The following is a 21,973-nucleotide window of genomic DNA, read 5'->3' as shown; positions in this document are numbered from 1 at the left end:
AAGAAGGGTCGAACTCGCTGAATCGCCTACTGCGCCGCCGGTAGCGCATCCAAGTACGCCACCAGCTGCTCCAGCCCTGCGTGATACGCCATCAACACATCCGCCGCCCGCGCCGCCGTGATTTTCTCGTCGCCGCGACGGTGCAGCACCACCGCCACAAAGGGCGCGGCCTCAATCCCCGCGCGCGCCGACACCGCGCGCACCAGCGCCTCATTATCCATCGCCGCTGAATCGCCCGTCAACCGCGCCAGCGTCCGGAAAATCACCAGCACCTGCCCCGCACTCGCGGCCAGCACATGCACCCGCTTGGCCGCATCGTCGCTCGACGAGAGCATGGCCGTGCGAAGCCGGAGTAAAATGGCCATCGCTTCATATTCCAACTGTTGCCGAATATCCGCGCGACTCACCGCGATGCCAGCCGCTACATCCATCCCCTCGGCCGCCCACAACACGCGATGACGCTCGAGAATGTCCGCGTGCTCCATTGCAAACACATCCACGCTACTCCGCCACTCGGCGCCCGTCAGCGTGAGCAACGGCGCATGGCCGGCCTGCTGCCACGCGCGCAGTGCGGCGCCTGCCGCCGGAACAGCGGCCGCGCGGAGTTCCTGAACCAACACCAGCACGTTTTGGTCCGAGTGACCCGTGTGCGCCTCACCGCCAGCCGACGAGCCGTAGAGCACCACGGCCAGCAGGTCTGCACCGTAGGCCGCGCGCAACTGCGTCACCAGGGCTTCAAGTGTCATCGATGCCATAGCCTAGTAATCTCCGCTCGAGCCGCCGCCAGAAAAACCACCCCCGCCACCAAACCCGCCAAACCCGCCACCCCCGCCTCCGCCACCACCAAAGCCGCCCCCGAACCCGCCTCCACCACGCCGACCGCTCTGCGAGGCCAGCAGGAGCCAGAGGCAGCCATTGCCACGGCCGCCCGACAACACGAGCACCGCGATCACGAACAACACCACGGCCAGTATCGGTGGCATACCGCGAGAGCGCCGGCGATCCGGCGCCGCCACCCGCTCCGAGGCCAGCGGCATCCGCGCCACAGAGTCGAGCGAGAACCCAAAGTTCCCCGCATACCGCTCGGCCACCCGCTGCGCCATCAGTTCCAACGCGGTGCCATAGTCACGGCGCTGCAAAAGCGGCGTCGCCTCGCGACGAATGTCACCAGCCTGCGCGTCGGTAATGAACCCCTCGGTACCCTGTCCTGTTTGGATGGAAACGTGCCCCTTTCCGTCAGAGCTCGTTTCGCGCGGCACCAGCAGAATCACGATCCCCGTATTGCGCTGCGCCTCACCGATCTTTGCCGCTGAACCAACTTTCCATTCCCGCCCAATACGAAGCGCGATGTCGCCCACGTCACGCCCGGCGATGTCGGCGAGCGTCACCACGGCGATCTCGCCACCGGACGCCTCGCGCACCACCCGAGCGAGTCGCTCCAGTCGCTGCACTTGATCAGCGGAAATGACGCCGGCAAAGTCGTTGACCATTCCACGCGGCGGCGGAATGACTGGCCCCGCCGGCTGCTGCGCAGGCAGTGACGCGGACGCGACCAAAGCCGCGGCCAGCAAGGCCACAACGGCGCGCAGAGAGCGAAAGAGTGGGGTGAGCATCAGGTGGGATTCGGACCTCCGCAGAGGCTGCCGAATCATACCCTTACAACGGCCGAGGAGTGCCCAGGGTTTCAAAAAACCACCGGACAGGTGCCACCTATCGCTCGCGCCGGTCGCCGTACATCCGGGTGTAAATGACAATGGCGCCGTAGGGCGCACGGTCCCCCCACATCACCGACGACTGCACGCCGGTGAGCACCGCAAAGAAGTACACATCAGACGGCTGAATGGCCAACTGATACCCAATGACCTGATCGTCCACGATATACGTCAGGCATCGGTTGTTGCGCATAGAGCGGACACAATCACTCGGCTTTTGCGGCAACAAAATACTCTGCACCTGGGCCGCGCGCATGAGGTCGGCAAAAAAGGGCGAGTCCGCGCGCCGGCTCGCCACTAACTCGGGCTCAAACACCTGCCACCCTCGGCGCCGGGCCTCCTGCAACCGACGCGGCCCAAGCGATGCGGCGTCAACGGTGGTCACAATCTCCACCGGTGACAATGACGGCGGCTCCGCCGGAATTTCGAGATTCATCTCCACCGTGTCGGTCGCGGCGATCCCTTTGATCAACTCCGTGAACGACGGCTGCCACCCAATCTTGCGCACGGCAATCGAAAACGGTCGCCCGTCAACCTTGAGCGTGAAATGTCCCGACGAGTCGCTGAACACCTCGTGGAGGGGGAGGCCCGCACTGTCGTGTGCGCTCACGCGCGCTCCAATCACGCGTGCCTCGGTTTGCCGCACGGTGATTCGCCCGCGAATCACCTGCGCGTCCGTCTTGTGCGTGCAGAGCAGCAACGCCAACGCGAGCCACTGGCAGGCACGCACAAGGCCGCTGCGCGACGAATCGCGCAGCGGCCTTGTCACGAACGGATCGTTCGTGTGCGTAGCGTACCTTACGGCGAGGTGGTGCGCGGCGGCTGCTTGTCCATAAACCAAACTACCGACGCCGTGGCCGCAGCGGCAGCCTTGGAACCCGTCACCGACGGGCCAAAGATGAACGCCGTGGCGATCGTGCCAGCCACGCCCGATCCACCGAGCGGGTCAGCCAGCGTCGTGCCGGCCGTGCCAGCGCCCATCGTGTAGCCGGTAGCAGAACCGACTGCGGTTGTGGGATCGCCCACAGCCGTCAGCTTGACGTTGGTCGCGCCCAAGGCACGAGCCTGATACGCCTGCGCCGTGCCGAACGACATGTTGGAGATGGTGGCAGCGCCGGCGAGTGCCGCCGTGCCGTCCGTCACCCACACGTCAACGTTGGGCTGGTTCGCGCCCGCGTGTAGTACGCGAACCGCGATGCCAGAGCCCTGCGCCGGCTGTGCATCGTTGATGATCCACAGCTTGGCCTTCACGCCACCCGCACGGTACTGACCCGTGTGGATGATCGTGTAGTACTGGCCAGCCGTGAAGCTGTAGGTCGTGTCGATGAGCACCTGGCTCACGACCAACGGATCAACTGCCACGCCCGACGTGGTGATGCTCATATTCGGGAACACGCGGATATGGCGCGAACCCGCCTGCCAGCCCTGAAAGTTTCCGTCACCGAGGGCCCGATAGGCCACGTTGAGGAACGGCTGGCTGAACTCAACCTGATCGATGGCGCGGAAATCCATATTGAACGTGTCGGACACCGCGTTGATGTACCGGATGTACGCCAACGGCGGGTTCGTGAACGTCGTCGGGTGACCGGTCGAGTCGGCCGTGCAGGCCTGCACGCCGATCATACCGGCTACCACAAGGAGAAATCGCGAGACTCGCATGTTATTCCTGACTCCAGAAGAGAAGAAGGAGTGGCTTCTTGGTTTCAACGTGAACTAGCGGGAATGCTGAGGTGGAGCGCTTGTGCCATCGGAGGGCATGGTGCCCGCCCCCGTCAAGCTTCGCGTCAACACGAACGCGATTACTGCAACTGCCGCTCCGCCGGCCAGCATCGTCGTACGGAACCGATCCAACTGACGGACCTGAAAACCAGTCGTGAACACTCGGGGAACCCGAACCGCTTCACCCGTCCAGCCATTCGACAACCCCGACAACTGGTAGACCCGGGACACGTGCAACACGTAGACCGAATCGTCCGCCGCCGCCACCGTCCCTTCCACGCGATCCACTGCGATTCCGAGTCGGTCTGAAAGTGCGGCCCGCCCCTGATCGTTCAGGAACACCCACACCTTCGTGGCGACCGGCGCTGGTCCCTGCTGCGTCGGGAGTGACTGATAGCACCCCTGAAGCAGCAGCGACCACGCCGCTAGCACCGCGCCGGCGTACCGGCGATGATGCTTAGAAACCGTACGTCCCCTTCGGAGCGGCAAACTTTCCACCCTGGCCGCCCATGTTGTAGAACGCTTCCAAACGCGAATCCATTTCCTTGTTCGGAATCGGCCACTGTTGCGCCGTGTACTGCGGGAGATCGTTCCAACCGCGGGCGTCCAAGTACCAGGACATAAAGCCCGTGTAGGCGGTCTCCATACGCTTTTCCCACTTCATCGCTTCCAGAATGCTGCCGCACGCGACATCAGAGCTCGTCGCGTTTGGCACCTGCGGCACGCACCCCTGCGCCGAGAAGCTTCCGGTGACCGAAGCCGTGGCGCTCGCCGGCGTGTTGATCGCCGGAAGACCATGCAACGTGCGCGACGCATTGATCAGCGTGGCCGCCGAGGCGAGGTCACCCTTCCGGATGTAGCCCTCAGCCGCGAGCATGTCGTTTTCAGCCTTCGCAAAGACCACCATCGGGCCCGTGCCAGACGCAGCACGAATGTTCAGCCAACGGCGGTGATCGTACTGCGAGGAACCCCATCCGTCGCCCGGGAAGTCATCGCCCGAAGCGCGGTTGCCGATGTAAATGCCGGCCGGAAGCGCCGTGCCACTGACCGGAGCGGCCGCCTGCTGCGCGGCGCGCGTGGCGCCAGCCGGGAAACGAGCGTCAGGCGTGCGAATGAGCACGCTGGCTCCGTCGCGGCCGCCGACGGCCGTTGTGATGTACGTCTTGTACGCACCCGACGTATCGGCCATGCCGAGAATCGGAAGCGGGAACTCGTGCCAGCCACCGGTCACATACATCTGTGAGCAGTCAAACGCGCAGCTCCAGCTGCCGCCCATCTGCAACACGACGTTGGCCGAGATGCCGTTGGTGGCGTCAGCAATGACCGACGTCCAGTCCACCGCCGCACGCTCGGTCCCATCACGGGCCAAGCCAGCGCGGATGCGAGCCTTCTGCGAGCGCACGAAGCGCACCCAGTCGGCCTGCGACATCGAGTTCGTGGAGAGCCAGCCGGACGGAAGCGGGAACGCCGCTGCCGCCGTGGCACTACCGCCCCACGCCAGCGCGGAATCGAGCAGCGCCAATGACTTGGCACCCACCGCGGCGTAGCCGGACAGCGCCGGGATCACATCGCTACCCACCGTGTGATCGACGATCGCCGCCGAGTCATACGCCAGTGCGACGTAACCGAGCGACAGACCGATACCCATCAAGGCGAATCCGCGGTCCCGATAATCCGAGGCCAGCGTACCCGTGGTCTGGTTCGCCTTCATAATGCGATCGAGTGCCTGCACCAAGTTGGCCGAGGTGCGTGACACACGCTGGAACGCCGAGTACTCGCGGTTGTTGCCCGCGTCGGACTGGTTCCCACGATCGTTGGAGATCGGGGAGCGCGGGATCGCCGCGCGAATGTTCATGCCAAAGTTGGCGACCGTCGCATAGCCCTCAAACGCGAGCTGGTGCGACTGCACGTGAATGGCATCCGAGCTGCCCATCCACGCGTTGTGAAACTGCAGATACTGCTGCCCGACCAGGCTTTCGACGTTGGCGGGCGTCGAATACGCGCGCGCCACGTCGGCACTGTTCAGGTTCGTAACATCGAGCGGGCTGTTGCACGCCGTAACCAGCAACGCGCACGCCGCCGCCGATGCCACGCGAGAAATCATTTTACGCATCTGTGGTCCTCGTGGGGGGGCGACCACCTGCCGCCGATGCGGCGACAGGTGATGGCCTCCATCAGAATCAGAAGCTGGTGGTCAGCTGGAACGTGAACGCGCGGAGGTTCGGGAAGTTGTAGGCGTCGACCGCGTTGATAGCGCCCGAGCCATTGGTGCCGCCCGAAAGACCGGTTTCCGGATCGTAGCCCTTGTAGTTGCTCCAGGTCTTCAGGTTGCGCCCGATGAGCGAGACCGTCCAGTCGCCACGGCCAGCAATGGCGCCGATGCGATAGCCGACCGTCACTTCACGCAACTTGATGAACGAACCGTCTTCCACGACGTACGAGTTCGAACCGAGAACGTCGTACAGCCCGCCGACGCCCGAGTTATCCGGGAGACCGACGCGATAGTAGTAGCCCATCGGCTTGGCCGTTTCGACCGTCTTGTTGAACTGGTCTTGTTCCTTGTTCTGGAAATCGCCGAACGACCAGGCACGCTGCAGGTTGAACACGCTCGCGCCGCGCGTGGCGTCGAGAATCGCGTACACCGAGAGGCGCTTGTACGTCAGGTTCTGCGAGAACGACCAACGGTAGTCGGGCAGCGCGCTGCCGTTCTTGTTGTTCGTGACCGCAATGCCGGTGGAGTCACGCATGATGATCGGCATGCCCCAGCTTTCGGCGTAGTTGAACGGCGACTGATTCGCGCCGAGCACGGCCTGCCACAGGTTCTTCGTGATGCCGTCCTTCGTCGAGTTGCCGGCGCCGGTCCACACAATGAAGCCCATGTCGTTCTTCTGCCATTCCTTGCCATCGCCGCAACGGCTCTGGAAGGAGGCCGGCAGCTGGCTGCAGGTATTCACAAAACGACGGCCGTAGATGGTGCCGAAATTCACATTCGGCGCCACATAGAACATCGTTTCCGTGCCCTGCTGGCCACTCGCCGTGTAGTAGTACGGCGCCACCGACGACTGCAGGCCGGTGATCTTGGAGGTGGTCGCGTCGTAGTTGAGGCGGACGCTGTACTGGAAGTTGCGACGCTCAATGATCGGCATGTTGAGCGAGGCTTCCCACGTGTTGTTCTCGAGCTGGCCAGCGTTCTTCCACTGGCTGGTGAAGCCCGACGCTGCTGGCGGCGGAACCAAGAGAATCTGGTCGGCGACGATCGAACGCGCCTTCGTGATCGTGAGGCCGAACTTGTTCAAGATTTCGGCGTCAAAGCCGATTTCGACTTCGGTCGCGACTTCCGGCTTGAGGTTCTTGTTGCCGAGCGCGGAGGCCGACACGGAGCCGCCACCGACCGAGAAGGTCTCGTACTGCTGCGAGAACGACGGACGGTTACCGGCCTGACCCGCCGACGCGCGGAACTTCAGCTCGTTGACGATGTTTTTGAGCTTGCCGCCCCAGAACTTTTCTTCCGAAATACGCCACAGGCCGGACACGCGCGCATAGGTCTTCCAGCGCTGCTCCGAGCCGAACAGCGAAGCGCCGTCACGACGGACGAGCGTTTCGACGGTGTAGCGATCTTTGTAATCGAGGTTCACACCGACCGCGCCGCCCATCTGGCGGATCGAGCTCTGGTTCGAGCTGATGCCGGTGCTCGTCGACGGCACAACAGCCGCCGAGGTGTAGAGGCCGGGCACCACGAGGTTGACACCGCTCTGACTGTCGCCGCGGTTGTCCTGCTGCTCGTACTGCGTGCGGATCGTGAAGCGGGCAGCCAGCTCGCGGAACAGATCGCGGCGCGCCGTCCAGTTCATCGAGGCGTTGTACGCCTGATTGTAGCCATCGCTGAACCCGATGCCGCCCAAGTTTGACGTGCTCTGGGTGGAGGTCGAGATGCGATAGCCGCGGTCGTAGATGCTGCGGTTGGTGTACGTCTGGTTGTCATAGCCAAACGCAAACTCCCCGTCCACCCACGTCAGCGGCTGCCAACGGGCCGTCAAGCTACCCGTGAAGCGATTGGCATCGCCGAGCTGCGGGTTGAACTTGTTCGACATCAGCGGATTTTCGTTCTGCGCGCCCTGCGCGAGCGGGTTGCTCCGCACAAACAGGCGGCCGTACTTGTCGGTGCGAAGCATATTCGCAAAGCCCGGCTGACGCGACATGCGGAAGAAGTTCGAACCGTTGTTGTCCACGCCGACACGCGCGTAGTAGGCGCGGATCGAGGTCGTCCAGTTGCCTGGGAGCGTGTTGTCCACGTTCAAGCGGACGTTGTTGCGGCGGTAGCCGTCGAGGAAACGGATCGAGCCCGTCTCGCGCAGGCTGCCGAGCGACGCAAAGAAGTTCGCGCGGCCATACTTGCCCGTCATGTCAACGTTGCCACCCATCCACGGACCACTCGTGATGAACTGCGCGACGGGATCAAAGGTCGTCGGGAAGCGCGTCACCTGATACAGACCACGGAGCCTGATCGTGCCGAGGTTCGACGAGACGCCCGCGTCATTGGAGAACGTGGCCGGCGACAACGCCCAGTCACCGCCGCCTTCGTTGATGCGGAGCGCTTCGGCGTAAATGTCCACCGAGCGCGAGCAGTTCTGCGCGCCCGACGCCGCGATGCAGAAGCGGTCGCGCGTTTCATTCATCAACAAGCCCGTGCCCTTGGACAGCGGGATCTTGTTTTCGATGTCGCTCGAGCCGCCCTCGGCACGGACGTTGAACTTGATGCCTTCCTGACCAATCTTGCCCGACTTCGACGTGATGTTGATCACGCCGCGGCCGGCGCGCGAGCCGTAGAGCGAGGCAGCGGCGGCACCCTTCACGACTTCGATGTTCTCAATCGAGGTCGGATCGATGTCGGCCAGCGAGCCCTGCTGCACCACGCCGTCAACGATGACGAGCGGACCCTGATCGCGGCCCGAGGCGTTGATCGACTGCGGTCCACGCAGCACGATCGACGGCACCGTGCCCGGCTGGCCGCTGTTCGAAACGATGTTCGCGCCCGGCACCTTGCCGGCGAGCTGCGAGAACGGGTTCGAGCCCGGGACCGGCATGTCCTTCTCCGTCACCTGGGCCACCGTAAACGGCAGCTTGCGCTGCTCCGTTCCCGCCGTCACGCCGGTCACGACGACCTGGCTGAGGCGGTTGATGTCTTCCTTCAGTTCGAAGTTGTACGTCTGGTTTCCCGCGGAGAGCGTAATCGCCTTGCTCTGTGCGGTAAAACCAATCGCGCGAACTTTCAGGGTCACCTGCTGTCCGCTCACGCGGGCGCCAGGGACAGGAATCGTGTACTGACCGCTGGCATTCGTGCCGACTGAGATCTGGAGCGCCTCAATCGTGACGTTCGCGCCCAACAGGGGCTGACCGTCAATGCCCGAAATCACCTTACCGGTGATCGTCAGGCCCTGCGCGAACGCCGTCGCCGGTGCCATCACGGCGAGAGCCAGTACCGCGGTCAACAGCCGCCGCAACCGAGTACTCGTGTGCATCGCGTTCCCTCAACTAGGTGGTGAAGGGGGGAAACTTTTGCTTCCCGCTCAAAACAGTCCTGCTTTGGTGCCTTCCTGATGTCCAACAACTGCAACTACCCAAACGCGCACTTCGAGATAGTACGCCTTAATAGCGCATTACCCATCGTGCACCGCCTGCGTCACAATTCCGTAGCAAAGAAGATTTCCCCAGTGTAGGGCGTCGGCGAAACCCCTCTGAACCATCTTTGTTCCGGCTAGTCGCCGTACCGGTTTGTATCGGTTTCTGCCATTTTCTACTACAGACCCGAACAAACGCCATCGTGGCGCTCTGTCAGGACTTACATTAGATATGTCCGCGCCAGCTCACCCCGGTGACCGCGCGCTTCCCGTTGACCGCCCCTTCCAGCGCTTCGACTATGACCCGACGCCTCGCTCTTTCCCTTGCCGCCGCCCTTCTCGCCGCCTGCTCCACCGGCGATGCGGCGTCCAAACGCTCGGCAACGCCCTCGGTGGTGGCTCAGAACCCAGCCCCCTCTGCACCGGCCGCCACTCCAGCCGCCAACGCGAGCGTCAAGCGCGATTCCCTCATCGAAGCCGCCGACCGCGGCCGCGTGCTGGGCTCCGAAAAAGCCGGGACCTGGCTCGTCATCATTAGTGACTTTCAGTGCCCCTACTGCCGCCAGTGGCACGTCGAAAGCTTTGCCACCATCAAAAAAGAGTACGTGGACACCGGCAAGCTTCGCGTCGCCTACCTGAACTTCCCCCTCAGCATGCACCCGAACGCGATGCCGGCCGCACACGCCTCCATGTGCGCCTCGGCGCAGGGAAAATTCTGGGAAACCGAAGCGAAAATTTTCGATTCGCAAAAACAGTGGGAGAAGCTCCCAGACGCGCGCGCCTTCTTTGACTCGGTCGCCATCTCTACGGGCGTCAATGCCGCGCAACAGCACGCCTGCACGCAAACGCAACACATGGCCTCGCTCATCGATGCGGACCGCCAGCGCGGCGAGTCGGCCGGCGTGCAGTCCACCCCCACATTTTTTGTGGGGCAGCGCCAAGTCCTCGGAGCCCTTCCCATCACCGAGTTCCGCCGCGTGATCGACTCCGTGCTCGCCGCCTCCGGCAAGCGCTAAACTCCGTGCACCGCGCGGACCTCACACGCGCACTCGCGACGTGAATCCGCTGCTCCGCCTCCCGTATGCGCTCGCGGCGCAGGCGGCGCGCCTCGGCGCTTCGCTCGCGCCGGCGGCCGCGCACGGAAAGACCTGGCAATCGCTGCGCGCACGACGCGGCATTCGGGAGCGGTACGCCGCGTGGGGGCGTGCGCACCGGGATCCCGCGCGCCCACTGCTCTGGGTGCACGCACCATCGGTAGGCGAGGGGTTGCAGGCTCGGGCCGTGATTCCGCTCGTGCGCGCGCTGCACCCGCAGCTCCAGATCGCCTACACGTTTTTCTCGCCGAGCGCCGAGGCGTTTGCCACGAGCATCGGCGCGGACTTCACCGACTACCTCCCGTTCGACAGCGCCGGTGACGCCGACGCCGCGCTCGACGCGCTGCGCCCCACCGCCCTCGTGTTCAGCAAGCTCGACGTGTGGCCCACCCTCGTGGCGCGCGCCGCAGCACGCGGCACAAAGATTGGCATGATCTCCGCCACACTCGCCGACGGCTCCGGCCGCGTCTCACCGTGGGCCAAGGCGCTCCTCGGTGATGCCTACGGAGCATTGGCGGCGGTCGGCGCCATCGACGCGGAAGATGCGGCGCGGCTCATCGCGCTCGGCGTGCACGCGCACGCCGTCGAGGTCACTGGCGACACGCGGTACGACCAGGTTTGGCAGCGGGCCCTGACGGCCGACCGCATGGGGCCGCTCCTCGCGACGCTGGCCAGCTCACGGCCAACGTTGGTCGCTGGCTCTACGTGGCCCGCTGACGAAGCGGTGCTGCTCGACGCCTGGGCTGTGGTGCGAAAAAAATTGCCTGGCGCACGACTGATTATTGCCCCGCACGAGCCCACGCCGATGCACCTTCGCCCTGTGCAGCAATGGGCGAACGATGTGCGCGCGCCACTCGCGCGCCTCGGCGATGTGGCACAACGCACTGCCGATGTAGTACTGGTAGACCGCACCGGCGTACTCGGCGAACTCTATGCGCTCGCCGATGTGGCGTACGTCGGCGGCGGCTTCCACTCAGCGGGGCTGCACTCAGTACTGGAGCCGGCGGAGTTCGGCGCGCCTGTGCTGTTTGGGCCGCGCCACACGCAGAGCCGCGACGCAGCGCTTCTCATTGCCGCGAGAGGCGGCGTCGCCTGTGACGATGCCGCCGCACTCGGCGCAGCCCTGCTCTCGCTATTGACGGACAAAGCAGAGCGCGTGGCGGCCGGCGGCCGCGCACGCGCAATGGTCGAGCGTGGAGTCGGCGCGGCCGAGCGCTCTGCTGCGCTCGTGTCGCGATTGCTCGCTACTTCTTGAGCCCCTTCGGCGTCCACGCCACCGAAAAACCAACGGCGTCGGTGGAAGCGAGATAATCTGTACCGCCAAGTAACGCCGCGACGCGCACCGACACCTGCGGGGTGAGTTGCAGGTTGGCGCCGATATCGACATCCACGTTCATCTTGGTGTCGGAGTGCCCTGCCACACAGTCGCCGCAGCGATCGAACGACAGCCGCGGGTGCACGAACGCCGTCAGGCGATAGCCTCGATCAAGGTCAAACGTATGACCCACCACCGCTCCCACCGGCAGACGGAACACCGTGCCGTTGGCCACATGCGCACCTGAGCCGCCCTGATCCGCACTACCCGCGGACAAGCCCGCGCCGGCGGTGGCGGCAATGTCAAAAGGAAAGTCTTCTTTGTTGCGCGTCAGCTGATACGCGGCGCCCACGCCGAGGATCACGCGCGCATTCACATTGGCACCCGCCGGAGCCGCGAGCCCGCCCTCGGCGGTGAGCTGCCAACCCGGCACCAGCGCTTCGCGCCATTGGAAAATGAGCGACGTTCCCGCGCCATTGCCGCTCGCGGCCACGAAGTTGTATTCGCGCTCGGAAATTATGGACGGCTGGAGCGAGGGCGCGTTATAGAACTGCGCGCGCGCGGCGCTGGAGACCAGCACGGAGAGCAGCAGGAGCGGGAGAAGGCGTCGCATAGGAGTCACAGAGTCGGAGACATCTGGTAGACGACCCGCGAACGCCTTTGGTCAAGCCTTGGCGGCTTTCTCCGTTACGACACGCACCTGATTATCGACGACCTGCAGAAATCCGCCTTCCACGGTGAACGACGGACCACCACCCACGCGCAACGTGCCCTTGCCGAGCACGGTGACCATCGGGGCGTGGTCCGTGAGAATGCCGACCTCGCCGTCAAAAGCAGGCGCCGTTACTGACGGCGCCTCACCCTCAAAGAGGGTGGCTTCTGGCGAAATGACGCTGACGTGGAGCACGGGAGTCTCGGTCGAATGAAAGGAAATCAGCTCGCGGCCATCTTCCGAGCGTTCTCAACCACATCCTCAATACCGCCGGCCATGAAGAAGGCCTGCTCGGGGAGGTGATCGAATTCGCCGGCCACCAAGCGCTCGAAGCTCGAAATGGTTTCGTCGAGCTTGCAGTACTTGCCCTTGATGCCCGTGAACTGTTCGGCGACGGCAAACGGCTGCGACATAAAGCGCTGAATACGGCGCGCGCGACCGACGACCTTCTTGTCGTCTTCCGAGAGTTCGTCCATGCCGAGAATGGCGATGATGTCCTGCAGTTCCTTGTAGCGCTGCAGAATGCGCTGCACTTCGGTGGCGGCCTTGTAGTGGCGCTCGCCAACGAACTGCGGATCGAGAATACGCGAGCTCGAGTCGAGCGGATCCACGGCCGGGTAAATTCCGAGCTCGGTGATCTTACGATTGAGCACGACGGTGGCGTCGAGGTGGGCAAAGGCCGTCGCCGGCGCCGGATCGGTAAGATCGTCAGCCGGCACGTAAATGGCCTGCACCGAGGTGATCGAGCCGTTGCGCGTCGAGGTGATGCGCTCCTGCAGATCGCCCATTTCCGTGGCGAGCGTCGGCTGATAGCCCACGGCGCTCGGCATGCGGCCGAGGAGCGCGGACACTTCGGAGCCGGCCTGCGTGAAACGGAAGATGTTGTCAATGAAGACGAGCACGTCCGCGTTTTCGCGGTCGCGGAAGTATTCGGCCACGGTCAGACCGGCGAGCCCGACGCGCAGACGCGCACCCGGCGGCTCGTTCATCTGGCCGTAAATCAGCGCGACCTTGTCGAGAATGCCCGCTTCCTTGAACTCGAGGTAGAGGTCGTTCCCTTCGCGCGTACGTTCACCCACGCCGCAGAACACCGACTTGCCGCCGTGTCCCTTGGCGACGTTGTTGATGAGCTCCTGAATGACGACCGTCTTGCCCACGCCGGCGCCGCCGAAGAGCCCGATCTTGCCGCCCTTTACGAACGGGGCGATGAGGTCGATGACCTTGATGCCCGTTTCGAAGACTTCCGTCTTCGGCTCGAGGTTCACGAAGTCCGGGCGCTTGCGGTGAATCGGCCAGCGCTCGACGCTCGCCGGAATCTCGGCGCCGTTGTCCACCGGCTCGCCGAGCACGTTGAGAATGCGTCCGAGTGCCGGAGCGCCCACTGGTACGGTAATGGCAGCGCCCGTATCGACGGCCGCCATGCCGCGCACCACACCGTCGGTGGAGCTCATGGCCACCGCGCGCACCTGATTGCGGCCGATGTGCTGCTGCACTTCGACCGTCACGCGAATCGATTGGCCCGAGTCGGTCTTGCCCTCGATGCGCAGCGCGTTGTAGAGCTCAGGCAGATTGTCCGCGGGGAACTCGATGTCGAGCACGGGGCCGATGATCTGGACAATCTTGCCGGTGTTCAGGGCGGTGGCGGTAGTCATGTGATTGAAAGCGAGAGTAGCTACTTGAGTGCAGCGGGTTGTCAGTGGTTTTCGGTTTACGGTTAACCGTGAACGGTCAACGGTAAACGTGTAATGCAGATCATCCAGTCAGTGCCGACGCCCCACCCACAATCTCCGCGATCTCCTGCGTGATGTTGGCCTGGCGGGCACGGTTGTACGTCCGGCGGAGCACATTCAGCATTTCACCAGCATTGTCCGTCGCGCTCTTCATGGCGTTGCGACGCGCCGCTTGTTCGGCGGCAGCCGTCTCGACGAGCGCGCGATACACGGCGTTGCGCACATACGCGGGCAGCAACTCCGTAAGAATCGCCTCAGCGGACGGGTAGAGTAGATAATCTTTCTGCGCGCTCGTTTTGTCGGGGCGAGCCACGGGGAGCACCTGCGTACTCGTCGGTGGCGCGGAAAGCGCCGACTTATACACGGAGTGCACGACATACACCGCGTCGAGCGCGCCCGTAATGAAGCGGTCCATCAGGCCGTCCACCAACGACGAGGCATCGGCGGCGTGCGGCGCTTCGGAAATATCCGTGCGCTGCGACGCGAGTTCGCGTCCCACGTAACGGAAATAGCCCGCACCCTTACGCCCCACCACGTGCAGTTCGACCGTGATCCCCTCGCCCTCGAGCTTGGCGACGAGTTGACGCGCTTCACGAATGAGATTTGCGTTGAAACCGCCAGCGAGGCCGCGGTTCGACGTGAGCAACAACACCGCCGCCGTCTTTATGGTGGACGGCTGCCGGAGCAGCGGGAACGACTCCGCGAGCTCGGCATTGTAGAGACTCGAGATCACGTCGCCCAACGCCTTGGCGTACGGACGCGCCGCGACCACGCGATCTTGGGCGCGCTTCATCTTGGACGTGGCCACCATCTCCATCGTCCGCGTGATTTTTCGAGTGTTCTCGGTCGACTTGATGCGACCGACCAGTTCGCGACCCTTAGCCAAAGCAACCCCTACAGCAGTAGACGGTAGACGGTAAACAGTGAACGGTTAACCGTACACGACTGAAAACAGCCCCTACGCCACCGACTTCTTGAACGCTTCAATCGCGCGCTTGAGTTCGGCTTCGGTGTCCTTCGACAGCGCCTTTTCCGTGCGGATCTTGTCGCCGATCTGCGGGAACTGGCTCTTCACAAACGCGTGGAATCCAGTCTCCCACGCGCGAACCTTGGCCACGGCGATTTCGTCGAGATAGCCGTTGCTCACGGCGTAAATGATCATGACCTGATTCTCGACGGCCATCGGCTCGTACTGCCCCTGCTTGAGCACTTCAACCGTGCGCGCGCCGCGATCGAGCTGCTTCTTGGTCGCTGCGTCGAGATCCGACGCGAAGGCGGCAAAGGCTTCGAGTTCGCGGAACTGTGCAAGGTCGAGACGCAGACGGCCCGCGACGCCCTTCATTGCCTTGATCTGCGCTGCGCCACCGACGCGACTCACCGAAATACCGACGTTCACCGCTGGGCGAACGCCCGCGTAGAAAAAGTCGGACTGCAGGAAGATCTGTCCGTCGGTGATCGAAATCACGTTGGTCGGGATGTACGCCGACACGTCGCCGGCCTGCGTCTCAATGATCGGAAGCGCGGTGAGCGAACCACCCGGCTTGAGAATGTTCACGCCGTCCACCACCGACGGATCGGTGGAGAGCTTGGCGGCGCGCTCGAGGAGACGCGAGTGGAGATAGAACACGTCACCCGGGAACGCTTCGCGGCCGGGCGGACGACGGAGCACGAGCGAGAGCTGGCGGTACGCGGCGGCCTGCTTGGAGAGGTCGTCGTACACCGCGAGCGTCGCCTGCCCTTCGTTGTACATAAAGTATTCGGCCATCGCCGCGCCCGAGTAGGGGGCGATGTACTGCATCGGAGCCGGGTCGGACGCGGTGGCAGCCACCACAATCGTGAACTCCATCGCGCCGGTCGCTTTGAGGCGTGCCACAACGCTCGCCACAGTCGACGCCTTTTGACCGATCGCGACGTACACGCAGATGACGCCGGTGCCCTTCTGGTTGATGATCGTGTCTACCGCGATCGCCGTCTTGCCGGTGCCGCGATCGCCGATGATCAGTTCGCGCTGACCACGGCCAATCGGAATCATCGAGTCGATAGCCTTGATGCCGGTCTGCAGCGGTTCCTTGACGGGCTCGCGGACAATGATGCCCGGGGCCTCGCTCTCCACTTTGCGCTTGTGCTTGGCGTTGATCGGGCCGAGGCCGTCAATCGGACGGCCGAGCGGATCGACGACGCGGCCGATGAGTTCCGGGCCCACCGGCACTTCGAGCACACGAGCCGTGCGGCGCACTTCATCGCCTTCTTTGAGGACGAGATAGTCGCCCAAGATGACGGCGCCGATGTTGTCTTCTTCGAGGTTCAGCGCGAGGGCGGTGATTTTCTCACCGGTTTCCGTCGCGGTGATTTCGAGCATCTCGCCAGCCATGGCTTTCTGCAAGCCATAAATGCGCGCGATGCCGTCCTTCACCTCAAGCACCGTACCGACTTCCTCGACATCGAGGGCGTTCAGGTCGGCCGCTTCGATTTCACGAAGCAGAATGTCCTTGATTTCACCGGGGCGGAGCGAGGTCGAGGATGCCATGGGAAGAAGGCGTTGGAAGCGTGAAATGACGTGGCGCGCGACTCAGGCAAATGCAGCGAACGGCGCCGAGCCGCACCGAATCCGGCACAGCTTGTGAAAAATATCACAAGACTGACATTCTTGCAACCGCTACCGGGGGTGGCGGCTACCCCGCGCGCCGGCGTGAGCGCCCGCGTCCTTGGCGGAATCTTTCCATTAGATCGGTCGCCCGCAGACGAGCCAGCGAGGCCGAACGCGCACCCACAATCCGCAGCGCGGTGCTCCCCAAGTGCGACGCCGACGCAAACTCCAGCACCTGCGCCACGTCGCTCACGTCGTACCCTGGGTTCTTCGACAGTTCCGCCGCGGCTATCAGACGCACCAAGTCAATGATGCGTTTGAGGTTGGGTGAGCCACTCGCCGAAAAACTACGGCTTAAATGCTCGCGGGTAACGCCGAGTTGTTCGGCAATCATTTCTGTGCGCACGGTGCGGCCGCCGTGCGCGATGATGGCGCGCCACGCCTTCTGCTGCATCGGTGCTTCCAATCCGAGTGCGGTTGGGGCGTCGTGCAGGGCGGCGGCAAACCGGCAGGTGAAGCTCGCTGGCATCACGAGGTCGCGCAAAACCCCCTCATCCACTCCCTCGGCGATGAGATCGGCAAACTCCGCCGCTGCGCAACGGGCCAGCGCCCCGCCATCGGCGACGCGCGACGGCCCGAGGCCAAAGAACGGAATGCTCGGAAAGTCCGGCGCGAGCGCCACGGCTTTCCAGGTCTCCTCACTCGGCTGCGCAATATCCACGATCACCGCATCCACCAGCGAACTGCGGAGGCCCGCCTCCAACTCGTCGGGGGTCCGAACGAAGATCAGGTGGTGGCGACGCTTGGGGAAAATCCGTTTGAGCATGTCGCGCGCGCGCGGCCGGCCGGTGTAGGCCAGCAGAACGGGCAGCGACGCCGGCGGTGGCGCTGGCACGGCGGCGCTGGCGGTTTTAGCAGCTGCGCGAGCCATTACGCGGCGTCCGACGGCGCGGCGTCGTGCGTCGCGTCGTGCGTCGCGTCGTGCGTGGAGGCGAGGATGGCGTGCGCCCGCTGCAACACAGACTTGGCGTTGTCGTACGCGAGCATCTGCGTGGCCTGCTCAAAGGTCACCCAGCGACAGGCGGTGATCCCTTCTTCAAGCTGCGGTTTTGTGCGGCGTTGCCGCGTTTCCATCAAATAGAAGTGGCACACCTTGTGAATCTGGCGGCCTCGGAACCGAAACTGCCACTCGATCACCTCAATGGCGGCCCGCATCACGAGGGCACCGAGTCCGGTTTCCTCAGAAACCTCGCGGAGCGCCGCGCGTTCCGGTTCTTCCCCCGCCTCGAGATGGCCCTTGGGAAAGCCCCAGTTGTGGTAGCTATCGCGAATGAGAAGAAAGACCACGCCCTCACGGCCGTGACGATACACCACGCCCCCCGCCGACGTCTCTTCCCGCGGTTTGCGGCGGCGCGGCTTCTGGGTCACGCCAACGGCCCGGCGACAATGGGCGAGGCGCGCCCTTCAATGAACTGGCGCACAACGGGATCGTCGGTGGCGTGGATTTCGTCGACCGTCCCCACCCAGCGCACCTGCCCCTCGTAGAGCATGGCAATGCGGGTGCCAACGGAGAAGGCGCTCCGCATGTCGTGGGTAATGACGATCCCCGTCACCCCCAGTTTGTCGCGCATGCGGATCATCATTTCGTCGATGACGGCGGCCGTCACGGGGTCGAGCCCGGTGGTCGGCTCATCGTACAGGAGGTACTTGGGATGCAACGCAATAGCCCGCGCGATGCCGACACGTTTGCGCATCCCGCCCGAGAGCTCGATGGGGAGCACGTGGCCGGAGTCGGGGAGGTCTACCAACTCGAGGGCCTCCTGCACCCGGATGTCGATTTCGCCGGGGGTCAGGGTCCCCATCTTTTTGAGCCCCATCGCCACGTTTTCGGCCACCGTGAGCGAGTCGAACAACGCCGAAAACTGAAAGACGTAGCCTATTTTGGCCCGGAGGGCGTACAGCTCTCGGCGGGAGAGAGTGGAGACCTCTTGGCCGTCCACAAAGACCCGCCCCTGGTCGGGCTCGAGGAGCCCCACAATGTGCTTGATGGCCACGCTCTTGCCGGTCCCCGAGTAGCCGATGATGACCATCGTCTCCCCCTCGCGGACTTCGAGGGAGAAGCCGCTGAGGACCTGCTTGGGGCCAAATGCCTTATGGATGTTGTCTAAGACAATCATGATACCGTTCAAGATATGCACTGCCAGCGGCCTGCACGAGGACAGGGGATAACCCGTGATGTGACAGAACCTTGACTGGGTGGGTACTTGGTCGGAAGATTGTCGGACTCTAGAGGAGCGTCTCCGCCCCCCCACTCTGGGCCGTGGATGGCACTCCACCCACCAAGTCTCTGGAGGCTTACGTGCGCAGGATCGTACTCTTCGCCGCCGCAATGCTGGTCGCGGTGGCACCCAATCTGGCTTTCGCGCAAGGGCGCGAGGTGACCGGTAAGGTCATTGAAGCCGGAACGGGGCAGCCCCTCGTTGACGCGACGGTGACCATCCTCGGTCAGAGCCTCGGTGCTCGGACCAACGAAAAGGGCGAATACCGCCTCAAGGTCCCGGCCGGCGACGCGACGTTGCTTGCCCGTTCCATCGGTTACAAGCGCATGTCGATCAAGATCACGAGCTCGACTGGCACGGCAGACTTCTCGCTTGAGAAGGACGTCCTGCAGCTCGAAGGCGTGGTCGTGACGGGTCAGGCCACGACGGTTGACCGCCGCAACGCCTCCACGGCGATCGCGACGGTTTCGTCGGAAGAGCTGAACAAGACCCCCGGCAAGTCGATCGAAGCCAACCTGTCTGGCAAGATCATCGGCGCCAAGATCTCCGAAAACAGCGGCACCCCGGGCGGCGGTATGCAGGTGCAGATCCGCGGCGCCACGTCGGTGCTGGCGCAGGGCGATCCGCTCTACGTCGTGGACGGCGTCATCGTCTCGAACGCCTCCGTCGGTGCGGGCCTCGCGGCGATCACGCGTTCGTCTGGTTCGACGACGTCGTCGCAGGACCAGATGGTGAACCGCCTTGCCGATATCAACCCGAACGACATTGAGAGCATCGAAGTGCTCAAGTCGGCGGCGGCGAGCGCCATTTACGGCTCGCGCGCAACGAACGGCGTGGTCGTGATTACCACCAAGAAGGGCACCTCCGGCCAGTCGCGCTGGAACATCACGCAGCGCATGGGCACGCAGCAGCCGTCGAAGCTCCTCGGCTCGCGTCACTTTGCCTCGTACGCCGCGGTCAAGCCGTACCTCGGCCCTGCGGCACAGGCTGATTCGGTGGCCAAGGCCAACTGCGTCACGGTTTGCCCGTACTACGATTGGCAGGGACAGCTCTATAGCCAGACGGATCCGTCGTATGAAACGATCCTCTCGACGCGCGGTGGCGTGGGCAACACGCGCTACTATGCCTCGGTCAACGATCGCCTCAACAAGGGCATCCAGATCAACACGGGCGCGCGCCGCACGTCGGGCCGCCTGAATCTTGACCAGACGATTGGCGACAAGCTCACGGTGAGCGCTGGCGTTGACGTCACGCACAACCTGACGCAGAACGGTCTCGGCAACAACGACAACGCCGGCGTCAGCCCGATCTATAACTTCGGCTACTCGCCGGCCATTATGGATCTGTTGCAGAAGACCTCGAACGGCCACTACGTGACCGTGCCGTTCAACGGCGGCGGATCGGTGAACTCGAATCCGTTCGAAGTGCTGAACAACATCACGGCCAACGAAGAAGTGTGGCGTCAGACGGGCAACCTCCGCGCCAACTACTCGTTGCTCTCGACGGCCAACAACACGATCTCCATTTCGTACCTTGGCGGCCTTGACCGCTTCCAGGACGAAGGCACCACCTACTCGCCGAACTTCCTGCAGTACGAGCCGGCGGACGGTTACCTCGGCACGGCGCAGATTGCCAACGTGTCGAGTCTCCAGTTCAACCAGAGCCTCAACGGCGTCTGGACCTGGACGCCGAAGTCGAACAAGTGGCTGAACTCGGCGCAGTCGTCGGTCGGTACGACGTATGAGAACCAGAAGATCGTCAGCTACAACATTCGCGCCCGCGGCCTGCTGCCGACGCGTCAGCTCGTCACGGCCTCGGCCGAACCGGCTGCGATCGGTAACGGCGTCACAGAATTCCGCGACCAGTCGTACTATGTGAACGAACAGTTCATCGGCCTCGACGACCACCTCACGGTGAGCGCCGGCGTTCGTATGGACCGCTCGAGCGCCAACGGCGACCGCAAGGCGTTCTATGCGTTCCCGAAGTACTCGGCCAGCTATCGCACGACCAAGCCGTTCAGCTTCCTCCCGGGCGCCATGGGCTCGGCGATTGAAGAACTGAAGATCCGTGCGGCGCAGGGGCAGTCCGGCAACCGTCCGAACTACGGCAACCGCGACGTGCTCATCGCCAACGGCGGCATCATCGGCGGCGCTGCGTCGCTCGCCGCGGCCACCGCGCTTGGCAACCCGGCGATCAAGCCGGAAGTCATGCACGAAAACGAAGTAGGCTTTGACGCCAGCGGCTTCAACTCGCGCGTGTCGTTCGAAGCGTCTGGCTATAGCCGCCAGATTAAGGACCTGCTGCTCAGCTTCCCGCTGCCGCTCAGCTCCGGCCTTTCGTCGCAGATTATCAACGGCGGCCAGATCTCGACGCGTGGCTTTGAAGCCGGCCTCACGATTGTGCCGATTCGCACGCGCAACTTCGAGTGGTCGAGCCGCGTCACGTACAACACGAACGTGCAGCACACCGACTTCATTCCGGTGCCGGCGTTCGCCGTCGGCGGTTCGTTCGGCGCTTCGTACGGCCGCAATCGTATCGTCGCGGGCACGATCAGCTCCAAGATCTGGGGCAACATTCCCTTCTCCTGCATCACGCCGGGCGCCACCGGTTCCGACGGCAAGCCGTGCCATCTGCTCGCCGAAGGCACCACGCTCGCCGGTTCCACGGCGCGTGACTCGATCGTCGCCGATGCGAACTCGCGTCACCAGACGCAGTTCCTGAACACGATCACGTACAAGAACTGGTCGGTGAGCGCGCTGCTCGACTGGCGCAATGGCGGCTATGTGGCCGACATGACGAACAACCTGTTCGACGAAGGCGGCCAGTCGGCCGACTACGACGCCAAGTCGCCGCAGGCTGGCGTCTTGTTGGGCGACTATCGTTATGGCACCTTCGCCAAGAACGACATCCGCCCGTACGTCCAGGACGGCACGTACCTCAAGCTGCGCGAGTTGACGGTGACGTACGAAGCCCCGCGCAAGCTCGCCGAAGTGTTCAAGGCGCGCGATCTGCGCGTGAGCTTCAGCGGTCGTAACCTGTGGATGTCGTCGAAGTACTGGAGCTTCGATCCAGAGTTCAACAACTTCGGCAACACGAACTTCAACCGCTTTATCGACCTGGCACCGTATCCGCCCATGAAGCAGTTCTTCTTCAGCGTGGACCTCGGGTACTAAGCCATGACTACTCTGATTCCAACCACCCGCCTTC

18 protein-coding genes are annotated in these 21,973 nt (G+C 63.7%); 3 read left to right on the top strand and 15 right to left on the bottom strand.

Annotated elements, in window-relative coordinates; translation table 11 throughout:
- Positions 1 to 26: 26 nt before the first annotated feature.
- The 7 genes from NTZ43_11775 to NTZ43_11745 form a co-directional block, all read right to left on the bottom strand.
- Positions 27 to 755, bottom strand: coding sequence for a hypothetical protein (locus NTZ43_11775; GenBank protein ID MCX5767887.1), 729 nt, complete (start codon positions 753 to 755; stop codon positions 27 to 29).
- Positions 756 to 758: 3 nt separating this feature from the next.
- Positions 759 to 1,613 carry a TPM domain-containing protein gene (locus tag NTZ43_11770; GenBank protein ID MCX5767886.1) on the bottom strand — a complete coding sequence of 285 codons (855 nt, stop codon included), beginning with the start codon at positions 1,611 to 1,613 and terminating at the stop codon, positions 759 to 761.
- Between the two features lie 97 nt (positions 1,614 to 1,710).
- The gene (locus NTZ43_11765; protein ID MCX5767885.1) at positions 1,711 to 2,481 is read right to left on the bottom strand and encodes a carboxypeptidase-like regulatory domain-containing protein; all 771 of its coding nucleotides are present in this window, start codon (positions 2,479 to 2,481) and stop codon (positions 1,711 to 1,713) included.
- A gap of 29 nt (positions 2,482 to 2,510) precedes the next feature.
- Entirely contained in the window at positions 2,511 to 3,371 is an 861-nt protein-coding gene (locus NTZ43_11760) for a DUF4397 domain-containing protein (GenBank protein MCX5767884.1), read from the bottom strand.
- Positions 3,372 to 3,425: 54 nt separating this feature from the next.
- A complete protein-coding gene (locus tag NTZ43_11755) occupies positions 3,426 to 3,863 on the bottom strand; it encodes a hypothetical protein (GenBank protein MCX5767883.1) in 438 nt (145 codons plus the stop codon).
- A 25-nt stretch (positions 3,864 to 3,888) separates the two neighbouring features.
- Positions 3,889 to 5,544 (bottom strand): hypothetical protein, encoded by a 1,656-nt coding sequence (locus NTZ43_11750; protein MCX5767882.1) that lies wholly within the window; start codon positions 5,542 to 5,544, stop codon positions 3,889 to 3,891.
- 67 nt (positions 5,545 to 5,611) lie between these two features.
- Positions 5,612 to 8,950: a SusC/RagA family TonB-linked outer membrane protein gene (locus NTZ43_11745; GenBank protein ID MCX5767881.1), complete on the bottom strand. Its 3,339-nt coding sequence runs from the start codon at positions 8,948 to 8,950 to the stop codon at positions 5,612 to 5,614.
- Between the two features lie 398 nt (positions 8,951 to 9,348).
- Here NTZ43_11745 and NTZ43_11740 point away from each other — a divergent pair, with 398 nt between their 5' ends.
- Both NTZ43_11740 and NTZ43_11735 read left to right on the top strand, forming a co-directional pair.
- A complete protein-coding gene (locus tag NTZ43_11740; protein ID MCX5767880.1) occupies positions 9,349 to 10,065 on the top strand; it encodes a thioredoxin domain-containing protein in 717 nt (238 codons plus the stop codon).
- A 40-nt stretch (positions 10,066 to 10,105) separates the two neighbouring features.
- A complete protein-coding gene (locus NTZ43_11735; protein ID MCX5767879.1) occupies positions 10,106 to 11,398 on the top strand; it encodes a hypothetical protein in 1,293 nt (430 codons plus the stop codon).
- On the opposite strand, the gene NTZ43_11730 is transcribed toward NTZ43_11735, so the two are convergent.
- The 8 genes from NTZ43_11730 to NTZ43_11695 all read right to left on the bottom strand — a co-directional run bounded on the left by NTZ43_11730 (position 11,388) and on the right by NTZ43_11695 (position 18,664).
- Positions 11,388 to 12,071 (bottom strand): hypothetical protein, encoded by a 684-nt coding sequence (locus NTZ43_11730; protein MCX5767878.1) that lies wholly within the window; start codon positions 12,069 to 12,071, stop codon positions 11,388 to 11,390. The two genes, NTZ43_11735 and NTZ43_11730, sit on opposite strands and share 11 nt — an antisense overlap.
- Positions 12,072 to 12,122: 51 nt before the next feature.
- Positions 12,123 to 12,365 (bottom strand): F0F1 ATP synthase subunit epsilon, encoded by a 243-nt coding sequence (locus tag NTZ43_11725; protein ID MCX5767877.1) that lies wholly within the window; start codon positions 12,363 to 12,365, stop codon positions 12,123 to 12,125.
- A gap of 26 nt (positions 12,366 to 12,391) precedes the next feature.
- Positions 12,392 to 13,804, bottom strand: a complete 1,413-nt coding sequence (gene atpD, locus NTZ43_11720) for a F0F1 ATP synthase subunit beta (protein MCX5767876.1) — start codon at positions 13,802 to 13,804, stop codon at positions 12,392 to 12,394.
- A gap of 118 nt (positions 13,805 to 13,922) precedes the next feature.
- On the bottom strand, positions 13,923 to 14,786 hold the full coding sequence (gene atpG, locus NTZ43_11715; protein ID MCX5767875.1) for an ATP synthase F1 subunit gamma: 864 nt from the start codon (positions 14,784 to 14,786) through the stop codon (positions 13,923 to 13,925).
- Positions 14,787 to 14,858: 72 nt separating this feature from the next.
- On the bottom strand, positions 14,859 to 16,427 hold the full coding sequence (gene atpA, locus NTZ43_11710; GenBank protein ID MCX5767874.1) for a F0F1 ATP synthase subunit alpha: 1,569 nt from the start codon (positions 16,425 to 16,427) through the stop codon (positions 14,859 to 14,861).
- Positions 16,428 to 16,572: 145 nt separating this feature from the next.
- Positions 16,573 to 17,418 (bottom strand): hypothetical protein, encoded by an 846-nt coding sequence (locus tag NTZ43_11705; GenBank protein MCX5767873.1) that lies wholly within the window; start codon positions 17,416 to 17,418, stop codon positions 16,573 to 16,575.
- Entirely contained in the window at positions 17,418 to 17,915 is a 498-nt protein-coding gene (locus tag NTZ43_11700) for an NUDIX hydrolase (GenBank protein ID MCX5767872.1), read from the bottom strand. The genes NTZ43_11705 and NTZ43_11700 overlap by 1 nt, the downstream gene beginning before the upstream one ends.
- Entirely contained in the window at positions 17,912 to 18,664 is a 753-nt protein-coding gene (locus tag NTZ43_11695; protein ID MCX5767871.1) for an ABC transporter ATP-binding protein, read from the bottom strand. Before NTZ43_11695 ends, NTZ43_11700 begins: the two co-directional genes overlap by 4 nt.
- Positions 18,665 to 18,846: 182 nt before the next feature.
- Between NTZ43_11695 and NTZ43_11690 the strand changes: the two genes are divergently transcribed.
- On the top strand, positions 18,847 to 21,939 hold the full coding sequence (locus tag NTZ43_11690) for a SusC/RagA family TonB-linked outer membrane protein (protein MCX5767870.1): 3,093 nt from the start codon (positions 18,847 to 18,849) through the stop codon (positions 21,937 to 21,939).
- The last annotated feature ends 34 nt before the right edge of the window (positions 21,940 to 21,973 follow it).

It is taken from the genome of Gemmatimonadota bacterium, assembly GCA_026387915.1.
In the GTDB taxonomy this organism is placed as follows: Bacteria; Gemmatimonadota; Gemmatimonadetes; order Gemmatimonadales; family Gemmatimonadaceae; genus Fen-1231.
The sequence above is the reverse complement of the archived record's forward strand: the minus strand, read 5'-3'. Positions and strand labels throughout refer to the sequence as shown.